Source organism: Streptomyces sp. NPDC102402, assembly GCF_044765765.1.
GTDB lineage: Bacteria > Actinomycetota > Actinomycetes > Streptomycetales > Streptomycetaceae > Streptomyces.
The window spans coordinates 1-19,024 of record NZ_JBIWKR010000014.1 but is presented as its reverse complement, the minus strand read 5'-3'; the positions used below and the strand labels follow the sequence as shown (position 1 = coordinate 19,024).

The following is a 19,024-nucleotide window of genomic DNA, read 5'->3' as shown; positions in this document are numbered from 1 at the left end:
CCGATGCCCGCGTCTCAGCGCACCGCGACGAACGCCCCCGCGTCCCGGGCGGTCCGCGCCGGCGGTGTCGCCTTCGCGTGCCCCACGGCCACCGCGCCCAGCGGATCCCACGATTCCGGCAGGTCCAGCACCTCACGCACGACGTCCCGGCAGAACATCGTCGAGGACACCCACGCCGAACCGAGCCGCTCACCCGCGAGAGCCACCAGGAAGTTCTGCACGCCCGCCCCGGCGGCGACCACGAACATCTCGCGCTCCGCGGTGTCCCGGCGCTCGTCCCCGTAGGTGTGCGAGCCGTCCATGACGAGGCACGGCACCGCCAGGTACGGGGCGTTGCGCAGGACGTCGCCCCGTCGTACCCGTTTCGCGACCGACTCCTCGTCGCGTCCGTCCCGCCGCAGGTCCGCGATCCACGCGTCCCGCATGGCGTCCAGCAGCCGGTGTCGCGACGCCTCCGACTCCAGGAGGACGAACCGCCAGGGCGTCGTGTGGTGGGGCGCCGGAGCGGTCACCGCCGCCGCCACCGCGCGCCGTACCGCCCCGGGGTCCACCGGCTCGTCGGTGAACTCACGCACCGTGCGCCGCAGGCTCAGTGCCTCCCGCACGGCCTCGGACGTGCCCAGCCGGAACATGTCGTCGGCGGCGACCCGCACCATCGCGCGGGCACCCCCGTCGGGCTCGGCGGAGTCCGCCACCACATGGGGAAGCCCCCGGACGACCGCCACCGGCAGCCCGGACGCCTTGCCCTTCACCAGATCGCCCGCGGAGGCCAGTTCGTCGGCCGTGGCCACGACGGTGGCGCTCAGCGGGTTGCCGTATCCGTCGGTTCCGCCCCGGAGATCGTCGAGCACCCTGACCCCCGCCGCCCCGATCGCCACGTCCGTCAGACCGTTCCGCCAGGGGCGGCCGAAGGTGTCCGTGACGACGACCCCGACCTCGACGCCGAGCGTGTCCCTCAGGCCGTCCCGGATCAGGCGGGCCGAGGCGTCCGGGTCCTCGGGCAGCAGCAGCACCGTCCCGGCGGGGGTGTTCGACGCGTCGACCCCGGCGGCGGCCATGACGAGGCCCTGCCGGTTCTCCACGATCCTGAGCGTCCCGCGCCTGGCGACCACCCGGACCGTCTCGGCGTCGATCGCCGCCTCGCGGTCCGTGGCCTCCACGATCCGGCCCTCGGCCTTGGAGACGATCTTCGAGGTCACAAGGAGGACGTCGCCGTCCACCAGACCCGGCTCCGTCGCGGCGATCAGCTTCGCGAGGTCGTCTCCCTCCCGCACCTCGGGCATCCCGGGCAGGGCCCACACCCGGTACGAGGGCGCCCCGTCCGCCGGTCCGCCGCTCATGCGCGTACCTCCTCGGCGAGCGCCAGGGCCTGCCGCGCCATCTCGGCGGTGGTGTCCACGTCCGTCATCATCAGCGGGACGGCGCGGCAGCGGATCCCGGCGGCCTCGACCTCGTCGACCGCTCCGGCGTCCACGCTGTCGACGAGCCAGCCGTCGAGCAGCCCCGAACCGTAGTGCTGGGCGACGGCCGCGGCCGTGGACTCGACGCCCACCGCGGCCAGCACCTTGTCGGCCATGCCCCGGACGGGCGCGTCACCGACGATGGGGGAGAGCCCGACGACGGGGACACCGGCCTCGGCGATCGCCTCCCGGATGCCGGGCACGGCGAGGATGGTGCCCACCGACACGACGGGGTTCGACGGCGGGAAGACGATGACGTCGGCCCCCGCGATGGCCTCCAGCACCCCGGGAGCGGGCTTGGCCTGGTCCGCACCGACCGGCACGACGGCCTGTGCGGGCACGGAGGCGCGCATCTTCACCCAGTACTCCTGGAAGTGGACGGCCTTGCTCTCGCCGTCGACGTCCACCGCCACGTGCGTCTCGACACGGTCGTCGGTCATCGGGATCAGGCGTACGCCCGGCTTCCACCGCGCGCAGAGCGCCTCGGTGACCGCGCTCAGCGGATAGCCCGCGCCGAGCATCTGCGTACGGACGATGTGGGTCGCGAAGTCACGGTCGCCGAGACCGAACCACTCGGGTCCCACCCCGTACGCCGCGAGTTCGTCCTTGACCCGGAAGCTCTCGTCCGTACGCCCCCAGCCCTGCTCCTCGTCGATGCCGCCGCCGAGGGTGTACATCACGGTGTCGAGGTCGGGGCAGACCTTCAGTCCGAACAGATGGATGTCGTCGCCGGTGTTGCCGATCACCGTGATGTCCGCGTCGGGCGCGGCCTGTCTGAGGCCACGCAGGAAACGAGCACCACCGATACCGCCGGCCAGAACCACAATGCGCATGACCAACAGTCTGTCAGGCGCAGCCTGATCCTTGTGGGGGTGGTGGTGGGCGACGGGTGGGTCTGTCAGGCGCAGCCTGATCCTTGTGGGGGTGGTGGTGGGCGACGGGTGGGTCTGTCAGGCGCGGCCTGGTCCTTGTGGGGGTGGTGGGCCCGGCGGTCAGGCGGGGACGGTGTCCTCGGCGGTGGCGGCAGCGGCGCACCGCGCCGAGTGCATGGGCATCTCGGTCAGGCCCGGGAAGTAGACGTGCAGGCTGACCGCGGGCTCCAGGGAGTCGTTGACCACCTCGTGGACGTATCCCGGGGCGAAGACGCGCTGCGCACCGGCGCTCAGGGAGTGCGCCCCGCGGGCCGTGTGTTCGGTCAACTCGCCGTCCAGGACGGTGAGTACACCGGAGGAGAGGCCGTGGTCGTGCCTCCCGCTGCCCTGTCCGGGTACCCAGCTCAGGAGCCATACCTCGTAGCCGGGACCCTTCTGGAGCCGGTGGTACCAGCGGGTCGTGGTGTCGTAGCGGACGTGCGGGGCCCACCGGTCGCGGTCGGCGGCGATGGAGCGGGCGAGGCCGACGAACCCGGCCACGGTGGAGGGGTGGGGGCTGGCCGGCTGGAGGAGGTGCTGTACCTCGAGGATGTCGCCGGCGATCGAGAGGTCGCTGTCGCTGTTCATGGGTGCGGTGGTTCCTCGGCATGTGGATACGCGTGCGGGGGGTGTCGCGAAGACCTGAATGCGGTGAAACGGGGCTGGATCAGAGCTGGAGCGCTACGGCTCAACAGCTGTGACAGCTGGAACAGCAACAGCGGGCCTGGACAGCGGTACGGAACCCACGGACGTGGGTCGTGTACATCGCTGAGGTCGCTGGCATGAAGTCAAGGAGACCGGCTGGGTCGCCCCTCTGTCAACCCAATGCCCGATTTGGCGGCAATGTTTCACCCCATCCGGTTGCTGGAGGTGGAGAAAGGTTTTGGCAGCCCCCGGAGAGGCAAGGTGGCGCATCAACCGCGTCGGCGCACGCGGCTGATGTGCCGTTACCCTCCTGTGATCCTGGTCGCTTCAGTGATCAAATCGAAACATCAGGACGGCCCCGCTCGTCTCACCCGGTGAGAAGCGCTACGTGAGCGACACCGATGGCATATGTCAGGTTTTTGGTGATTTGAACACTTTCCGCATACGCTTGGTTCCGCAGAGTGAATACCGAGGCCAATAGCAGATCTTCGCTTGACTGGCCCGAAGCTACACACTTGTAATTTCACTCGTGTCGTTCGGCCGCATCGGTAACGGCCGCATCACGGGGACGCGAGAGACAGACGAGGGGCGCACATGACCGAGCTGTTCCAGCAACTGCTGGTCGAGGACGCGGACGAGGAACTCGGCTGGCAGGAGCGCGCACTGTGCGCCCAGACCGACCCCGAGTCCTTCTTTCCCGAGAAGGGCGGCTCGACCCGCGAGGCCAAGAAGGTCTGTCTCGCCTGCGAGGTCCGTAGCGAATGCCTTGAGTACGCCCTCAACAACGACGAGCGGTTCGGTATCTGGGGCGGCCTCTCCGAGCGTGAGCGCCGGCGCCTGAAGAAGGCGGCCATCTGACACGGCGCCACGGACGCCGGGACGGCGATGGCCTGGGGGCCGCACCCTGAGCACCTGAGCACAGGGTGCGACCCCCAGGCCATCGCCATGTCCGGCCATCTCCGGCATCTCGGCCGTCCCGCGTTCCCGCCGGTCAACCGCTCGGCGCGGGGCGCACAGCCGTACCGTTAGTGTGGGGCCCCGTCCGAGAGACGCGCCAACGCCCCGCCGGGGCGCGCGTGTACACCGATGCAGCCCCCGGGGGGAACCCCCTCCGGACCCGGCCGGAGGGCCCGTACCCCGATGTCCGTGCACAGCCACTCGGCGGCGCCGAACGCGGCCGCCGCCGCCCCAGAGTTCCCCCGCCACGTCGTCACCGCCGTGCTCGTCTCGCACGACGGCGCACGCTGGCTGCCCCGCGTGCTCGGCGGACTGCTCGGGCAGGAACGCCCCGTACAGAACGTCGTCGCCGCCGACACCGGCAGCGCCGACGACTCCGCCCGTCTGGTCACCGAGGCGCTCGGCGCCGAGCGCGTCCTGCACCTGGCGCGGCGTACGAGCTTCGGCACCGCCGTCGACGAGGCGACCCGCACCGCCGGTCCCCTCACCCCCGACGACCTGCCGTACCTGAAGCGCCCCAGCGGCTGGGACCCGGTCACCCGGAGCTGGCGCGACGACGCGTACGACCTCCCGGAACTCCCGTACGGCGAACCCGTCCAGTGGCTCTGGCTGCTGCACGACGACAGCGCCCCGGAGCCGGACGCGCTCGCCGAGATGCTCCGCGTCGTCGACAACGACAAGCACGCCGCGATCGTCGGACCCAAGCTGCGCGGCTGGTACGACCGCAAGCAGCTCCTCGAGGTCGGCGTGTCCATCGCCAACAGCGGACGCCGCTGGACCGGACTGGACCGCCGGGAGCAGGACCAGGGCCAGCACGACCAGGTCCGTACCGTGCTCTCCGTGTCCTCTGCGGGCATGCTGGTGCGGCGGGACGTCTGGGAGGAGCTCGGCGGCTTCGACCGCAGGCTCCCGCTGATGCGTGATGACGTCGACCTCTGCTGGCGCGCCCACCTGGCCGGCCACCGGGTGCTCGTCGCCCCTGACGCGGTGCTGCGGCACGCCGAGGCCTCCGCCAGGGAACGGCGCCCCATCGACTGCGCCGGACGCTCCGTCGCCAGCCCGCACCGCGTCGACAAGGCCGGCGCCGTCTACACCATGCTGGTCAACGCCCGCGGCAGACAACTTCCCTGGGCCCTCGTCCGCCTCGTCGTCGGCACCCTGCTGCGCACCCTCGCCTACCTCGTCGGCAAGGTGCCGGGACAGGCCCTGGACGAGGTCGCCGGGCTCTTCGGCACACTGCTGCGCCCCGGGCGGATCCTCGCCGCGCGCCGTGTCCGGGGACGCGGGGTGGTGGACGCGGCCGAGCTGCGGTCCCTGTTCCCGCCGCCCGGCGCCACGGTCCGCGCCACCGTCGAACAGGTCGCGGGCAACTTCGGCAACCGCACCGACTCCGACTCCGGCGGCTCACGGCACGGAGTGGTCGAGTCCGGGCCCGGCGGCGACGACGCCGACTTCCTGGAGATCGAGCAGTTCGCGCGGCTCAAGAAGGTCGGCCGCAAGCCCGGCCCCGTGCTCTTCCTGCTCCTCCTCCTCGTCTCACTGGTGGCCTGCAGGGGTCTGCTCGGCAGCGGCGCCCTTGCGGGCGGCGCGCTGCTGCCCGCCCCCGCCGACGTCTCCGACCTCTGGGCGCGCTACGCCGACGGCTGGCATCCCGTCGGCACCGGCGGAACCCAGTCCGCACCGCCCTACCTCGGTGTGATCGCGGCCCTGTCGGCGCTCTTCCTCGGCTCCACCGGCTTCGCGCTCACCGTGCTGCTCGTCTGCTCGGTCCCGCTCGCCGGGCTCACCGCGTACTTCGCCTCCCGGCCGCTGATCGAGTCCAGGCTCCTGCGCGCCTGGGCGAGCGTCGCGTACGCCTTCCTGCCCGCAGCGACCGGAGCGCTGGCGACGGGGCGTCTCGGCACGGCCGTCCTGGCCGTCCTCCTGCCGCTGATCGCCCGCGCCGCGGTCGCCGCGCACGGGCTGCGCGGCGACGGCTCCACCGCGCGCGGCAGCTGGCGCGCCACCTGGGCGTACACCCTGCTGCTCACCCTCGCGACGGCCTTCACCCCGGTCGTCTGGCCGCTCGCGGTGGCCCTCGGCATCGCGGTGCTCGTGCTGCGCCGCGACGACATCGTCGCGTACGGCCTGCGCTTCCTGGCCACGGCCGGCACCCCGATCCTGGTCCTCGCCCCCTGGTCGCTCTCCCTGCTGACCAGCCCGTCCGGATTCCTGAAGGAGGCCGGGCTCGACATCGGTACGGGCACGGCGTCCGCCCTCGACCTGCTCGGCATCAGCCCCGGCGGCCCCAAGGCCGCGGGCGGTGTCCTGCTGCTCGGCATCGTGCTGGCGGCGCTGGCGGCCCTGATGCGCGGGGAGCGGCAGTTCGCGATCCGCGCCGCCTGGGCCGTCGTGCTCGTCGCCCTGGTCTTCGCCGCGCTCTCGAACGGCTCGACCTGGGCCGGCCCGGCCACCCTCGTCTACGGCATCGCGCTGCTCGCCGCCGCGCTTCTGGGCGCGGACGGCGCCCGGATCCGGGTCGCCGCCCTGAGCTTCGGCTGGCGCCAGCCGGCCGCCGCGCTGATCGCGCTGGCCGCCGGGATCGCTCCGGTCCTCGCCGCGGCCGGCTGGATGATCGGTGGCGCGGCCGGCCCCGTGGAGCGGCGCGACCCCGTGCAGGTGCCCGCCTTCGTCGCGGAGGAGAGCACCACCCGCGACCAGGCGCGCACCCTGGTGCTCGGGGGCTCGTCACCGGACACCGTCTCCTACAGCCTGGTCCGCGGTTCGGGTGCCCGGCTCGGCGACGCCGAGCTCACCGAGGCGGGCGGCAGCAACACCCACCTCGACAAGGTCGTCGCCAACCTGGTCGCGGGCTCCGGCGCGGACCAGGGGAGCCAGCTCAGCGGCTTCGCCGTCCGCTACGTCCTCGTACGGGACGGGGCGCCGCGTCAGATGAGCCGCGTGCTGGACTCGACGCCCGGCCTGAGCCGGCTCAGCCAGCTGGACGGCAGCGCCCTGTGGCGGGTCGACCGGCAGGTCTCCCGGCTCGCGATCGTGCCCTCCGGCGCGGACAGCGTGCCCGTGCCCGTCGGATCGCTGTCCGTCGAGGCGCACACCACGATCCCTGAGGGCGACGCGGGCCGCGTGCTGCGGATCGCCGACTCGGCCGACCCGGGCTGGCAGGCCACGCTGAACGGCCGGGCCCTCACCCCGAAGACCGTGGACGGCTGGGCCCAGGGCTTCGACCTGCCCACCGAGGGCGGCACGCTCGACCTCACCTATGACGCGCCCCTCACGCACACCGTCTGGGTCTGGGTGCAGGTGGCGCTCGGTGTCGTCCTGGTGGTCCTGGCCCTGCCGGGCCGCCGCCGGGAGATCGACGACGACCTGCCCGAGGAGACCGAGGCCGTTCCGGCGGAGCCGGTCGCCGGGGAGGGACGCCGGGCCCGCAGGCTGCGCGCGGCCGCCCAGGCGGAAGCGGCGGCGGGCGAGGAGCCCGCCGGGGCGGCGTACCCGGAGGACGGTGCGGGGACCGGGTACGGCGACGCGGCTCCCGGGATGCCCGAACAGGCGCCGGGCGACCACATCCCGGCGCAGCAGAACGCCGACCCGTACGCGCCGGTCCCGGGCGACCAGGACGGTACGGGCACGTACGCGGCTCTGCCGGACCAGGACGGTACGGGCACGTACGCGGCTCTGCCGGACCAGGACGGTGCCGGCACGTACGCGGCGGTCCCGCAGCAGAACTACGGGGAGTGGGACGCGCAGCAGTACCAGGGCGCCGACTACGGCCAGTACACGGGCGGGCAGGACGCGGGCCAGTACTACCAGGCCGACCCCTACCAGCAGGACCCGTACCGGCAGCAGGGCGCCTACGACCCCTACGGCTACGCCCAGCAGCAGCCCTACGCCCCGGAGGCGGGCGAGGCAGCCCCCTACGACGGGCGTGACGGGAACGACCAGAACACGGCTCCGGGCCAGGACCCGTGGCCGAACGGCAACGGCAACGGCAACGGCAACGCATCGCGAGGCGAGTCCGAGTGAAGTCCACCCCCCTGTCCCTCATCGCGGGCGTCGTCGCCCTCGCCGCCGTCACCGGCTTCGCCGCGCTCACCGCACCGGGCGGCGGGGAGACGACGGAGGCCGGGGCTGCCGCCGCCCGGCTGCCGGTCGAGCGGTCCAGCCTGCTGTGCCCGGCGCCGAGCACGTCCGACCTGGCGGAGACGACGTACACCTCCTTCACGCCGGCGGGGGAGAGCGGTGGGGAGGCGGGTGCCGCAGAGCTGAAGGCGGCCGATGCCCTCCCGGCTGACGAGGACGCGGCGTCCGACGACGGAGGGAAGGACACCGACGAGGAGAAGGACGACGCGGACAAGGAGAAGGCGTCGGACGGCAAGCCCGTCATCTCCCTGAAGGACCTCGGCAGGCCGGCCACCGCCGACACCACGAAGACCGGCGCCCCGGCACTGGTGGGCACGGCCACCGGGAAGTTCGCCCCCGGCTGGACCGCCCAGCAGACCACCACGACCGCCGCGGGCAGCGCCCGCGGCCTGCTCGGAGTCAGCTGCACCGCCCCCGACACGGACTTCTGGTTCCCGGGCGCGAGCACCGCGAAGAGCCGTCAGGGCTACGTCCACCTGACGAACCCCGACGACACCGCCGCCGTCGCCGACATCGAGCTGTACGGCGCCGAGGGCCCCCTCAAGTCCGATGCGGGCGAGGGCATCACGGTCCCGGCCAGGTCGAGCGTCCCGATGCTGATCTCGACCCTGACCGGCGAGGCCGCCGAGAACGTGACCGTCCATGTCACCACCCGGACGGGACGCGTCGGCGCGGTCGTGAGCGCGGCCGAGGACGAGGTGGGCAGCGACTGGCTGACCGCCTCCGCCGACCCGGCCGGGACCCAGGTCCTGCCGGGCATCCCGGCCGACGCCACCTCCGTGCGCCTGGTGGCGTTCGCGCCCGGGGAGGACGACGCCGACGTGAAGGTCCAGCTCATGGGCAAGGACGCGACGTTCTCACCGGCCGGCAACGCCACCCTGCACATCAAGTCGCAGATGACCGCCGCCCTCGACCTGAAGGACGTCACACGGGGGGAGCCCGGCTCGCTCCGGCTGTCCCCGGCCGACGGCAGCACGACCCCCGTGGTCGCCGCGCTGCGCGTGGTGCGCGGCACAGGTGCCAAGCAGGAGGTCGCGTTCATCCCGGCGACCGACGCGGTCGGGGAACGGGCGAGCGTCGCCGACAACCGGGCGAAGGGCTCGACGCTGTCCCTGACGGCCCCTGGTGCGACGGCCAAGGTCAAGGTCACGGCGTCGGCGGGCAGCGAGAGCGGCGAGGCGACCGTCAAGACGTACACGGTCAAGGGCGGCACGACGCTCGATGTCACACCCGAGACCCCGGCGGGCCTCAAGGGCGGCTACGCCCTGACGGTGGAGACCGAGTCGGGCGGGCCGGTGCACGCCGCCCGCACGCTCAGGCTCGCGGAGGGCGGCGTCGACATGTTCACCGTGCAGACGCTCCCGGACGACGGGGGCTCGGTCGAGGTGCCCGCGGCGGAGCAGGACCTGTCGGTCCTGGACGACTGAGGCCCGTGCCGCGGGCAGGCCTCAGTCCTGCCCGTAGCGCGGGTCGACCGACTCCGGCGACAGGCCGAGCAGCTCCGCGACCTGCTCCACCACGACCTCGTGCACCAGCATGGCGCGCTCGTCGCGGCTCTTGGTGCGGATCTCGACGGGGCGCCGGTAGACGACGATCTGTGCCGGCCGGCCCTTCGCGGCGGACTCCGCGCGTCCCAGCGGAACGGTGTCCTCGAGCGACCCCGGTACATCGAGGACCAGGAAGTCGACGTCCGCCAGCTGCGGCCAGCGCCGCTCCAGTCGCTCCACCGAATCCTGGACCAGATCGCGGAAGCTCTCGGCCCTGCTGACGGACAGCGGCACCTGGGGCGGGGCGACCGGTCCGCGCATGCCGCGGCCATGACGGTCGCGACGACGGGGCCGCGGCTCGGGCGGGTGGGGCGGTACGGGACTGTCCATCACCGACGCAGCGTAACTCTCCCCGGCCCGGGGCGATCACTGCTTCCGGGCGGGCCCTCCGGATGTCCTGAGATGAACATTCCGGCCAGGATCGAGTGCGGTTCCGGTCCTTGCTCCGATCGCGAGCCCTCCGCCGTGCGACCGTTCCTGTCCTCCCCGGCGACCTTCCCCCGCCCGCGCCCACCGGCTGACGCGCAGGTCGGACCTGTTGCGCCGGAGCCGCGCGAGGCCCTGCCCGAGGGGCGACACGAGGGGGTGGGCTGGGGGAGAGTCGTCGCAGCCCGCTCAAGAGTGCGGTACCGTCCAACATCGTGAGCCCTGTACGTCGCTGTTCGCGAACTGCGTGCGGCCGTCCCGCCGTCGCGACACTGACGTACGTCTATGCCGACTCGACCGCGGTCCTCGGCCCGCTCGCCACCTATGCCGAGCCCCACTGCTACGACCTCTGCGCCGAGCACGGCGAACGGCTCACCGCGCCGCGCGGCTGGGAAGTCGTCCGGCTCTCCGATCCCTCTGCTCCCACCCGGCCCAGCGGTGACGATCTCGAAGCGCTGGCCAACGCCGTGCGCGAGGCGGCCCGGCCCCAGGACCGGCCGCAGGGCGGCAGGGGACCACGAGCGGCGGACCCGGTGGAGGTAGCGCGCCGGGGCCACCTCCGGGTGCTGCGCTCCCCGGACTCCTGACGCGTCTGCCGCGTCCCGTACCCCACCCGCGTCTTCCGCTTCCCGGATCCCAGGTGCCCCTGGTTCCCCGATCCCAGGCGCTCCTGGGTGCTCTCCGCGCCCCACCCCCGCTTCCCCGGCCGCGGGTTCCTGGTGCGTCCGTCCCGGGTTCCCTGGCGTGTCCGTCCTGGGTTCCGGCTTCGGGCACACCACCTGACCCCCCGGTACCACCCGTCACTTCTCCGACCGGAATGAAGTTTTCCGGTACGGAGCATTGACGCTGCGTTGTCGCGGACACGACCATTCCCCCACCCGTGAGAGATCGCTTCCGCATCACGGAATCCGGGGAGGTCTGTGTGTTTGTCCAGCAACTCGAACCCGTAGCCGATTCGCTCGGTCTGTCCGCTCTCGTCGCTTCCTTGCCTCTGGTGACCGTTCTGGTCCTGCTCGGCGCCGTCCGGATGAAGGCCCACCGCGCCGGACTCATCGGTCTCGCCGTCGCGGTGCTCGTCGGATGGCTCGCCTTCGGCATGCCCGTCGGGCAGACCCTGTCCGCGGGGGCGCAGGGCGTCCTCTTCGGCCTCTTCCCCATCATGTGGATCGTCGTCAACGCCCTCTGGGTGTACCGGATGACCGTCCGCACCCAGCACTTCGACATCCTGCGGCGTTCCTTCGGAAGGGTCTCCGACGACCCCCGCATCCAGGCGCTGGTCATCGCCTTCTGCTTCGGCGCCCTCCTGGAGGCGCTGGCGGGCTTCGGCGCACCCGTCGCCATCTGCTCGGTCATGCTCGTCGCGCTCGGGTTCGACCCGGTGAAGGCCGCCGTCGTGTCCCTGGTCGCCAACACCGCGCCCGTCGCCTTCGGCGCCATGGGCACACCGGTGGTGACGCTCGCCCAGGTCACCGGGCTGCCGCTGGACGACGTCGCCACGGTCGTAGGCCGACAGACACCCCTGCTCGCGCTCGTCGTCCCCCTGATCCTGGTCTTCCTGGTCGACGGCAGGCGGGGACTGCGGGAGACCTGGCTGCCCGCGCTCGTCTGCGGAGTGGCCTTCGCCGTCGCGCAGTTCGCCGCGTCCAACTACGTCTCGGCCCAGCTCGCCGACATCGCGGCGGCGCTGGTGGGCGCGGGCGCGCTGATCGCCGTCCCCGGAGCCCGCAGGCCCGCCGACGAGTCCGTACGCGAGGCCGTGCTGACGGGCGCGCGCAGCGAGGACCTGGACCAGGAGGACCCGCGCCGGGAGGTGCTGCGGGCCTACGCCCCGTACGCACTGATCGTCGCGGTCTTCTCCGTCGCCCAGATCCCGCCCGTCAAGGAGCTGCTGGCCGAGGCGACACGCGTCTTCGACTGGCCCTTCCTCGACTTCGCGGGGCCCGACGGAGAACCGGTGGGCGCCAACGACTTCACCCTCCCGCTCCTCGGCACGGGCGGCACCCTCGTCCTGCTGGCGGGCCTGGCCACCGCCGTCGTGCTCGGCGTACGGGCCGGCACCGCGGCGCGGGAGTGGGCGGCCACCGTGCACGAACTGCGCTACGCGATCCTCACCGTGACCTCAGTGCTCGCGCTCGCCTACGTCATGAACCTCTCCGGACAGGCCGCCACCATCGGCCAGTCCGTCGCCGCGGCAGGCGCCGGACTCGCCTTCCTCTCCCCGGTGCTCGGCTGGTTCGGGGTCGCCGTGTCCGGCTCCGACACCTCGGCCAACGCCCTCTTCGGCGCGCTCCAGGTGTCCGCCGCACGGGAGTCGGGCCTCTCGCCCGAACTTCTCGCCGCCGCCAACAGCTCAGGGGGAGTGCTGGGCAAGATGATCTCCCCGCAGAACCTGACCATCGCCTGTGCTGCCGTCGGGCTCGCCGGACGGGAGGGCGATCTGCTCCGCAAGGTCCTCCCGTGGAGCCTCGGCCTGCTGCTGGTGATGTGCCTGATCGTGATGGCACAGAGCACGGTGGTGCTGGGCTGGATGCTCCCCTGACCGGGAGGTCCGGGGGCGCCGGGTAGTTTGGGCGGTCCGCAAAGACTCCCAGGAGGACCGGCCGTGGTTGCTGACCTGTCGCAGCTCGTGAAGGCGTACGACGTGCGCGGAGTCGTGCCCGACCAGTGGGACGAGTCGCTCGCCGAGCTGTTCGGCGCCGCCTTCGTCCAGGTCACCGACGCGGGAGCGATCGTGATCGGCCACGACATGCGCCCGTCCTCGCCCGGGCTGGCAGCCGCCTTCGCGCGCGGCGCGACGGCACGCGGCGCCGACGTGACCCTCATCGGGCTCTGCTCGACGGACCAGCTCTACTACGCGTCCGGGGCGCTGGACCTGCCCGGCGCGATGTTCACGGCCTCGCACAACCCGGCGCGGTACAACGGCATCAAGCTGTGCCGCGCCGGGGCCGCGCCGGTGGGCCAGGACACCGGCCTGACCGAGATCCGGGCCCTGGTCGAGCAGTGGTCGGAGCACGGTGTTCCCGCGACGGCCGCCGTGGACCCGGGCACGGTCACCGAGCGCGACACCCTGTCCGACTACGCGGCGCACCTGCTGGGCCTCGTCGGCCTCGAAGGGATCCGGCCCCTGAAGGTCGTCGTCGACGCGGGCAACGGCATGGGCGGCCACACCGTCCCCACCGTCTTCGCGGGGCTCCCTCTCGACCTCGTACCCATGTACTTCGAGCTCGACGGCACCTTCCCCAACCACGAGGCCAACCCCCTCGACCCGAAGAACATCGTCGACCTCCAGGCCCGTGTCCTGGCGGAGGGCGCCGATCTCGGGCTCGCCTTCGACGGGGACGCCGACCGCTGCTTCGTCGTCGACGAGCGCGGCGAGGGCGTCTCCCCGTCCGCGATCACCGCCCTGGTCGCCGCCCGCGAGCTGGCCCGCAACGGCGGCGAGGGCACCGTCATCCACAACCTGATCACGTCCTGGTCGGTCCCCGAGGTCGTCCGGGAGCACGGCGGGACCCCCGTCCGTACCCGCGTCGGCCACTCCTTCATCAAGGCCGAGATGGCCGAGCACGGAGCGATCTTCGGCGGCGAGCACTCCGCGCACTACTACTTCCGCGACTTCTGGAACGCCGACACGGGCATGCTCGCCGCCCTGCACGTCCTGGCCGCACTCGGCGGCCAGGAGGGCCCGCTCTCCGGGCTCCTCGACAGCTACGACCGCTACACCGGCTCCGGTGAGATCAACTCCACCGTCGCCGACCAGGCCGGCCGGCTGAAGGCGATCAGGGCGGCGTACGAAACCCGCGAAGGCGTCGAGTTCGACGAGCTCGACGGACTGACGGTGACCGGCGCCGACTGGTGGTTCAACCTCCGCGCCTCCAACACCGAGCCGCTGCTGCGCCTGAACGTCGAGGCGCGGGACGAGAGGACGATGACGGCCGTGCGCGACGAGGTCCTCGCCCTCGTCCGCGCATGACCGGCACGCGTCGGGGCACCCGCCCCGCGTGGCTCAGCCCTTCGTGAGGTGCCCGGGAGCCGTGAGGCGCGCGTGCCCCGGGAGCCGCTCACGCGGACCGGGGCCGCCCGCCTCGCGCCGGCGGCCGACGCATGCCCGGTCGGGCGGGGTCCGCCGGGCCGCGACCCTCCCGGCCCGGCGGTAGGCTGACCACGCCCCAAGCTCCGCCGACCCGGACCCACCGGTCCGGACCGGATCCGCACCGCATGCCTGAAGGGACCCACCCCATGCCGCTCGAAGCCGGCCTTCTGGAGATCCTCGCCTGCCCGGCCTGTCACGCCGGGCTCGACGACCGCTCCGCGGCCGAGAGCCCCGAGCTGGTCTGCACCGGCACGGACTGCGGTCTCGCCTATCCCGTACGGGACGGCATCCCGGTGCTCCTCGTCGACGAGGCCCGCCGCCCCGCGTAACCCGCACCCTGATCAGCACGGTGATCGGAGGCCCACCACATGCTCGACGAGTCGCTGCTCGACGCACCGGAAGCCCTGGCACGAGCCGACCGGCGAGGCCTGCTCCGCGGTGCCGCCGAAGCCGGAGCGCGTGTCCGCACCGCCAGCCGGCACGCAGCCGAGGCGGGAATCGGCACGCTGGCCCCCGAGGGGCGGCCCCGCGCCGTCCTCGTCGCGGGGCCCGGCACCGCCGCTTCCGGAGTCGCGGACCTGATCGGCGCCCTCGCAGGCGCCTCCGCGCCCGTCACCGCGATCGGCCCCACGGGCGTCGCGGCGGCCGCCGGCGCGCTGCGCTGGACGCTGCCGGGCTGGGCCGGATCCGTGGACCTGCTGCTCATCGCCACCGCCGACGGCTCGGAACCCGGTCTCGCGCTGCTCGCCGAGCAGGCGTACCGACGCGGCTGCACGGTCGTCGCCGTCGCCCCCGTCCGCTCACCGCTGCGCGAGGCCGTCGACGGGGTCCACGGCCTCGTCGTACCGATGGCGGCCGCTCCGCACGGGGAGTACGACGCCGAGACCTCGGCTGCCGGCCCCGGCACCCTCTGGGCCCTCCTCACCCCGCTGCTCGCCCTGCTGGACCGGGTGGGCCTGATCGACGCGCCCCCGGAGACCCTGCAGAAGGTCGCCGACCGCCTCGACCGCACGGCCGAGCGCTGCGGTCCGGCGATCGCCACGTACAGCAACCCCGCCAAGACGCTCGCCTCGGAACTCGCCGACAGCCTGCCCCTCGTCTGGACGGAAGGGCAGGCCGCGGGCCCCGTCGGACGCCGGTTCGCCGCCGTCCTGGCCGAGCTCGCCGGCCGTCCGGCCCTCGTGGCCGAGCTGCCTCAGGCCCTGCCCTCCCACGGCGGGCTGCTCGCCGGCGCCTTCGCCGCCGGGGGCGACCCCGACGACTTCTTCCGGGACCGGGTGGACGAGCCCGAGGCCATGCGGGCCCGTGTCGTCCTGCTCCGCGACCGGCCCACCGGCGGTCTCAGCGCGAGCCCGGCCGCCCGCGAGCTGGCCCTGAGCCACGACACGGCCATCAGCGAACTCGAACCGGAGGAGGGCAGCGAACTCGAAGCCCTCGCCGAGCTCCTCGCGGTCACCGATTTCGCCGCCGTCTACGCATCCCTGGCCTCAGACAACCGGGCCTGACGGCCCTCCCTCCCCGGGCACCCACCCACGCCCCGCACAACCCACGAGGACGAGAATCTCCATGGACCGGCTCTCCAACACCGTGCGCCCCTACGCCTGGGGGTCCACCACGGCCATCCCCGAGCTGCTCGGCACAGCCCCGAACGGCGAACCGCAGGCCGAGATGTGGATGGGAGCCCACCCGGGAGCCCCTTCGCGCCTGACCCGCTCCTCCGGAGCGGGCGCCTCGGTTCCCGGAGCGGGCGCCTCGGTCGCCGGAGAGGGCGCCTCGGTTCCTGGAGCGGACGCCTCGGTCGCAGAAGAGGGCGAGCAGACCCTCACGGACGTCATCGCGGCGGACCCCGTACGCGAGCTCGGCTCTGCGGCGGTCCGCGCCTTCGGCCCCCGCCTCCCCTTCCTGCTCAAGCTGCTCGCCGCCGGTGCCCCGCTGTCCCTCCAGGTCCACCCCGACCTCGCGCAGGCACAGCAGGGGTACGCGGACGAGGAGCGCAGGGGCATCCCCGTCGACGCGCCCCACCGCACCTACAAGGACGCCAACCACAAACCCGAACTGATCTGCGCACTCACACCCTTCGACGGACTGTGCGGCTTCCGCAGGCCCGCCGAGGCCGCCGACCTGATAGCCGCCCTGGGCGTCGACTCCCTCAAGCCGTACGTGGACCTGCTCCGCGCCCGCCCCGAGGAAGGCGCCCTGCGCGAGGTCCTCACGGCGATCCTCACCGCCGACCCGGACGAGATGGCGCACACGGTCGCCGACGCGGCCGAGTCCGCCGCACGCCTCGGCGGTGCCCACGCCCCGTACGCCCAGATCGCCCACCACTACCCGGGTGACCCGGGCGTCATCGCGGCCATGCTGCTGAACTACGTACAACTCCAGCCGGGAGAGGCCATGTTCCTCGGCGCGGGTGTGCCGCACGCCTATCTCGGCGGCCTGGGCGTCGAGATCATGGCCAACTCCGACAACGTGCTGCGCTGCGGTCTGACCCCGAAGCACATCGACGTTCCCGAACTGCTGCGCATCGTCCGCTTCGAGCCCACCGAGCCGGGCATCCTGCGCCCCGAGGCGGCACCCGACGGCGAGGAACTGTACGAGACGCCGGTCGACGAGTTCCGGCTGTCGCGCTTCGTCCTGCCGGAGGGCGGAGCCCCCGTCGAGCTCACGGCGGCCACCCCGCAGATCCTCCTCTGCACGGCCGGTGCCCCGACGGCCGGGGAAATCACCCTCGCACCCGGCGAATCCGTGTTCGTCCCGGCGGACGAAACGGTCGAAGTGGCTGGTAAGGGAACACTCTTCCGCGCGACCGTGATGGTCTGACGTACCGTCCGCCCCAACGGCTGCAACAATGTCCGGCCGTAACGCGGCGTCCGTGCCGCGGCACCGAGGAAGGGACACCACGCACTCATGAGCGCGTCAGGCGGAACCAAGGCGATCGTGGCGGCACTCGCCGCCAACCTCGCGATCGCAGTGGCCAAATTCGTGGCGTTCCTCTTCAGTGGCTCGTCGTCGATGCTGGCGGAGAGCGTCCACTCGCTGGCGGACTCGGGCAACCAGGGCCTCCTGCTGCTCGGTGGCAAGAAGGCCCAGCGCGAGGCGACTCCCCAGCACCCCTTCGGTTACGGGCGCGAGCGCTACATCTACGCCTTCCTGGTGTCGATCGTGCTGTTCTCGGTCGGCGGCATGTTCGCGATCTACGAGGGCTACGAGAAGATCAAGCACCCCCACGAGATCGAGGCCTGGTACTGGCCGGTCGGCGTGCTGGTCTTCGCGATCATCGCCGAGAGCTTCTCCTTCCGCACGGCGATCGTGGAGTCCAACCAGACCCGCGGCAAGCTCTCCTGGACGCAGTTCGTCCGCCGCGCCAAGGCGCCCGAGCTCCCGGTCGTCCTCCTCGAGGACCTCGGCGCGCTCGTCGGCCTCATCCTGGCCCTCGGCGGCGTCGGCCTGGCGCTGGCCACCGGCGACGGCGTCTGGGACGGCATCGGCACCCTGTGCATCGGCATCCTGCTGATCATCATCGCGATCGTCCTCGCCGCGGAGACGAAGTCGCTGCTGCTCGGTGAGTCCGCCGGCGTCGAGGACGTCGAGAAGATCCACGCCTCCGTGGTCGACGGCGACACCGTCACCCGCGTCATCCACATGCGCACGCTCCACCTCGGCCCCGAGGAACTGCTGGTGGCCGCCAAGATCGCCGTTCGGGCCGACGAGAGCGCCGCCGAGGTCGCGGAGGCGATCAACGCCGCGGAGAGCCGGATCCGCGAGGCGGTCCCGATCGCCCGGGTCATCTACCTCGAGCCCGACATCTACGACGAGTCGGCGGCCGCGGCCGGAACGAACCCGGGCAAGGCTCCGGGCGGCCCCGGAACCTCCGACGACGCACCGGCCGGATCCGGCCACTGACCTGCTGGTACCAGCCCCGAACGGCCCCGGGCCCCACACCGCCACCCAGGCGGGCTGGGGCCGCGGGGCCGTTCGGTGTAGATTCGGAGACGTACCAGACGTCGCTGCTGATGGCGGTCGATCGGTCCGCGGAAGCGGACCGGCCGAGGGAGAGAGGGCCTCCGACGGACTGCACTGTGGACCGCCCGGGCATACGTGTGTCCGTGGCCGCCGCAGAGCCAGCCAGTCCACCCTCGACCCACTACGAGGAGCAGCCCGTTATGACGACGGCCGCCAACCCCCAGGACTTCAAGGTCGCCGACCTCTCCCTCGCCGCCTTCGGGCGCAAGGAGATCACCCTCGCCGAGCACGAGATGCCCGGCCTGATGTCGATCCGCCGCGAGTACGCCGCCGCGCAGCCGCTGGCCGGCGCCCGGGTCACCGGCTCGCTGCACATGACCGTGCAGACCGCGGTACTCATCGAGACGCTCGTCGCCCTCGGCGCCGAGGTCCGCTGGGCCTCCTGCAACATCTACTCCACCCAGGACCACGCCGCGGCCGCCATCGCCGTCGGTCCGAACGGCACCCCGGACGCACCCGCGGGTGTCCCGGTCTTCGCCTGGAAGGGCGAGACCCTGGAGGAGTACTGGTGGTGCACGGAGCAGGCGCTGACGTGGCCCAACACCCCCACCGGCGGCCCGAACATGATCCTGGACGACGGTGGTGACGCCACCCTCCTCGTCCACAAGGGCGTCGAGTTCGAGAAGGCCGGCGAGGCACCGGACCCGTCGACCGCGGACAGCGAGGAGTACGCGTACATCCTCACCCTGCTGAACCGCACCCTCGGCGAGTCCCCGCAGAAGTGGACCCAGCTGGCGTCCGAGATCCGTGGTGTCACGGAGGAGACCACGACCGGTGTGCACCGGCTGTACGAGATGCACCGTGAGGGCACTCTCCTGTTCCCGG

General features: G+C 72.7%; 15 protein-coding genes. 11 read left to right on the top strand and 4 right to left on the bottom strand.

Going from position 1 to position 19,024, the window contains the following annotated elements; translation table 11 throughout:
- Positions 1 to 14 precede the first annotated feature (14 nt).
- From ACIRJR_RS29700 to ACIRJR_RS29690, 3 genes are all read right to left on the bottom strand, one after another.
- Positions 15 to 1,340 carry a coenzyme F420-0:L-glutamate ligase gene (locus tag ACIRJR_RS29700; RefSeq protein WP_403786259.1) on the bottom strand — a complete coding sequence of 442 codons (1,326 nt, stop codon included), beginning with the start codon at positions 1,338 to 1,340 and terminating at the stop codon, positions 15 to 17.
- Positions 1,337 to 2,293, bottom strand: a complete 957-nt coding sequence (cofD, locus tag ACIRJR_RS29695) for a 2-phospho-L-lactate transferase (RefSeq protein ID WP_403786257.1) — start codon at positions 2,291 to 2,293, stop codon at positions 1,337 to 1,339. Before cofD ends, ACIRJR_RS29700 begins: the two co-directional genes overlap by 4 nt.
- 159 nt (positions 2,294 to 2,452) lie before the next feature.
- A complete protein-coding gene (locus ACIRJR_RS29690) occupies positions 2,453 to 2,959 on the bottom strand; it encodes a cysteine dioxygenase (protein ID WP_403786255.1) in 507 nt (168 codons plus the stop codon).
- Positions 2,960 to 3,610: 651 nt separating this feature from the next.
- Here ACIRJR_RS29690 and ACIRJR_RS29685 point away from each other — a divergent pair.
- The 3 genes from ACIRJR_RS29685 (at position 3,611) to ACIRJR_RS29675 (ending at position 9,540) form a co-directional block, all read left to right on the top strand.
- Positions 3,611 to 3,874 carry a WhiB family transcriptional regulator gene (locus tag ACIRJR_RS29685; RefSeq protein WP_031093859.1) on the top strand — a complete coding sequence of 88 codons (264 nt, stop codon included), beginning with the start codon at positions 3,611 to 3,613 and terminating at the stop codon, positions 3,872 to 3,874.
- 282 nt (positions 3,875 to 4,156) lie between these two features.
- Positions 4,157 to 7,996 (top strand): glycosyltransferase, encoded by a 3,840-nt coding sequence (locus ACIRJR_RS29680; protein ID WP_403786253.1) that lies wholly within the window; start codon positions 4,157 to 4,159, stop codon positions 7,994 to 7,996.
- Positions 7,993 to 9,540: a DUF5719 family protein gene (locus ACIRJR_RS29675; RefSeq protein ID WP_403786251.1), complete on the top strand. Its 1,548-nt coding sequence runs from the start codon at positions 7,993 to 7,995 to the stop codon at positions 9,538 to 9,540. The genes ACIRJR_RS29680 and ACIRJR_RS29675 overlap by 4 nt, the downstream gene beginning before the upstream one ends.
- Before the next feature lie 21 nt (positions 9,541 to 9,561).
- On the opposite strand, the gene ACIRJR_RS29670 is transcribed toward ACIRJR_RS29675, so the two are convergent.
- Positions 9,562 to 9,990 (bottom strand): metallopeptidase family protein, encoded by a 429-nt coding sequence (locus ACIRJR_RS29670; protein WP_403786475.1) that lies wholly within the window; start codon positions 9,988 to 9,990, stop codon positions 9,562 to 9,564.
- Between the two features lie 311 nt (positions 9,991 to 10,301).
- Here ACIRJR_RS29670 and ACIRJR_RS29665 point away from each other — a divergent pair, with 311 nt between their 5' ends.
- The 8 genes from ACIRJR_RS29665 to ACIRJR_RS29630 all read left to right on the top strand — a co-directional run.
- On the top strand, positions 10,302 to 10,673 hold the full coding sequence (locus tag ACIRJR_RS29665; protein ID WP_238442178.1) for a DUF3499 domain-containing protein: 372 nt from the start codon (positions 10,302 to 10,304) through the stop codon (positions 10,671 to 10,673).
- A gap of 335 nt (positions 10,674 to 11,008) precedes the next feature.
- Entirely contained in the window at positions 11,009 to 12,625 is a 1,617-nt protein-coding gene (locus tag ACIRJR_RS29660; protein ID WP_403786249.1) for an L-lactate permease, read from the top strand.
- A gap of 63 nt (positions 12,626 to 12,688) precedes the next feature.
- On the top strand, positions 12,689 to 14,056 hold the full coding sequence (locus ACIRJR_RS29655; protein ID WP_403786247.1) for a phosphomannomutase/phosphoglucomutase: 1,368 nt from the start codon (positions 12,689 to 12,691) through the stop codon (positions 14,054 to 14,056).
- Positions 14,057 to 14,322: 266 nt separating this feature from the next.
- Positions 14,323 to 14,505, top strand: a complete 183-nt coding sequence (locus ACIRJR_RS29650; protein WP_015577430.1) for a Trm112 family protein — start codon at positions 14,323 to 14,325, stop codon at positions 14,503 to 14,505.
- A gap of 39 nt (positions 14,506 to 14,544) precedes the next feature.
- Entirely contained in the window at positions 14,545 to 15,681 is a 1,137-nt protein-coding gene (locus tag ACIRJR_RS29645) for an SIS domain-containing protein (RefSeq protein WP_403786244.1), read from the top strand.
- Positions 15,682 to 15,742: 61 nt separating this feature from the next.
- Entirely contained in the window at positions 15,743 to 16,996 is a 1,254-nt protein-coding gene (manA, locus tag ACIRJR_RS29640; RefSeq protein WP_403786242.1) for a mannose-6-phosphate isomerase, class I, read from the top strand.
- Between the two features lie 87 nt (positions 16,997 to 17,083).
- Positions 17,084 to 18,079, top strand: coding sequence for a cation diffusion facilitator family transporter (locus tag ACIRJR_RS29635; RefSeq protein WP_403786240.1), 996 nt, complete (start codon positions 17,084 to 17,086; stop codon positions 18,077 to 18,079).
- Between the two features lie 260 nt (positions 18,080 to 18,339).
- On the top strand, positions 18,340 to 19,024 hold a 685-nt coding region (locus tag ACIRJR_RS29630), incomplete at its 3' end, for an adenosylhomocysteinase (protein WP_403786238.1).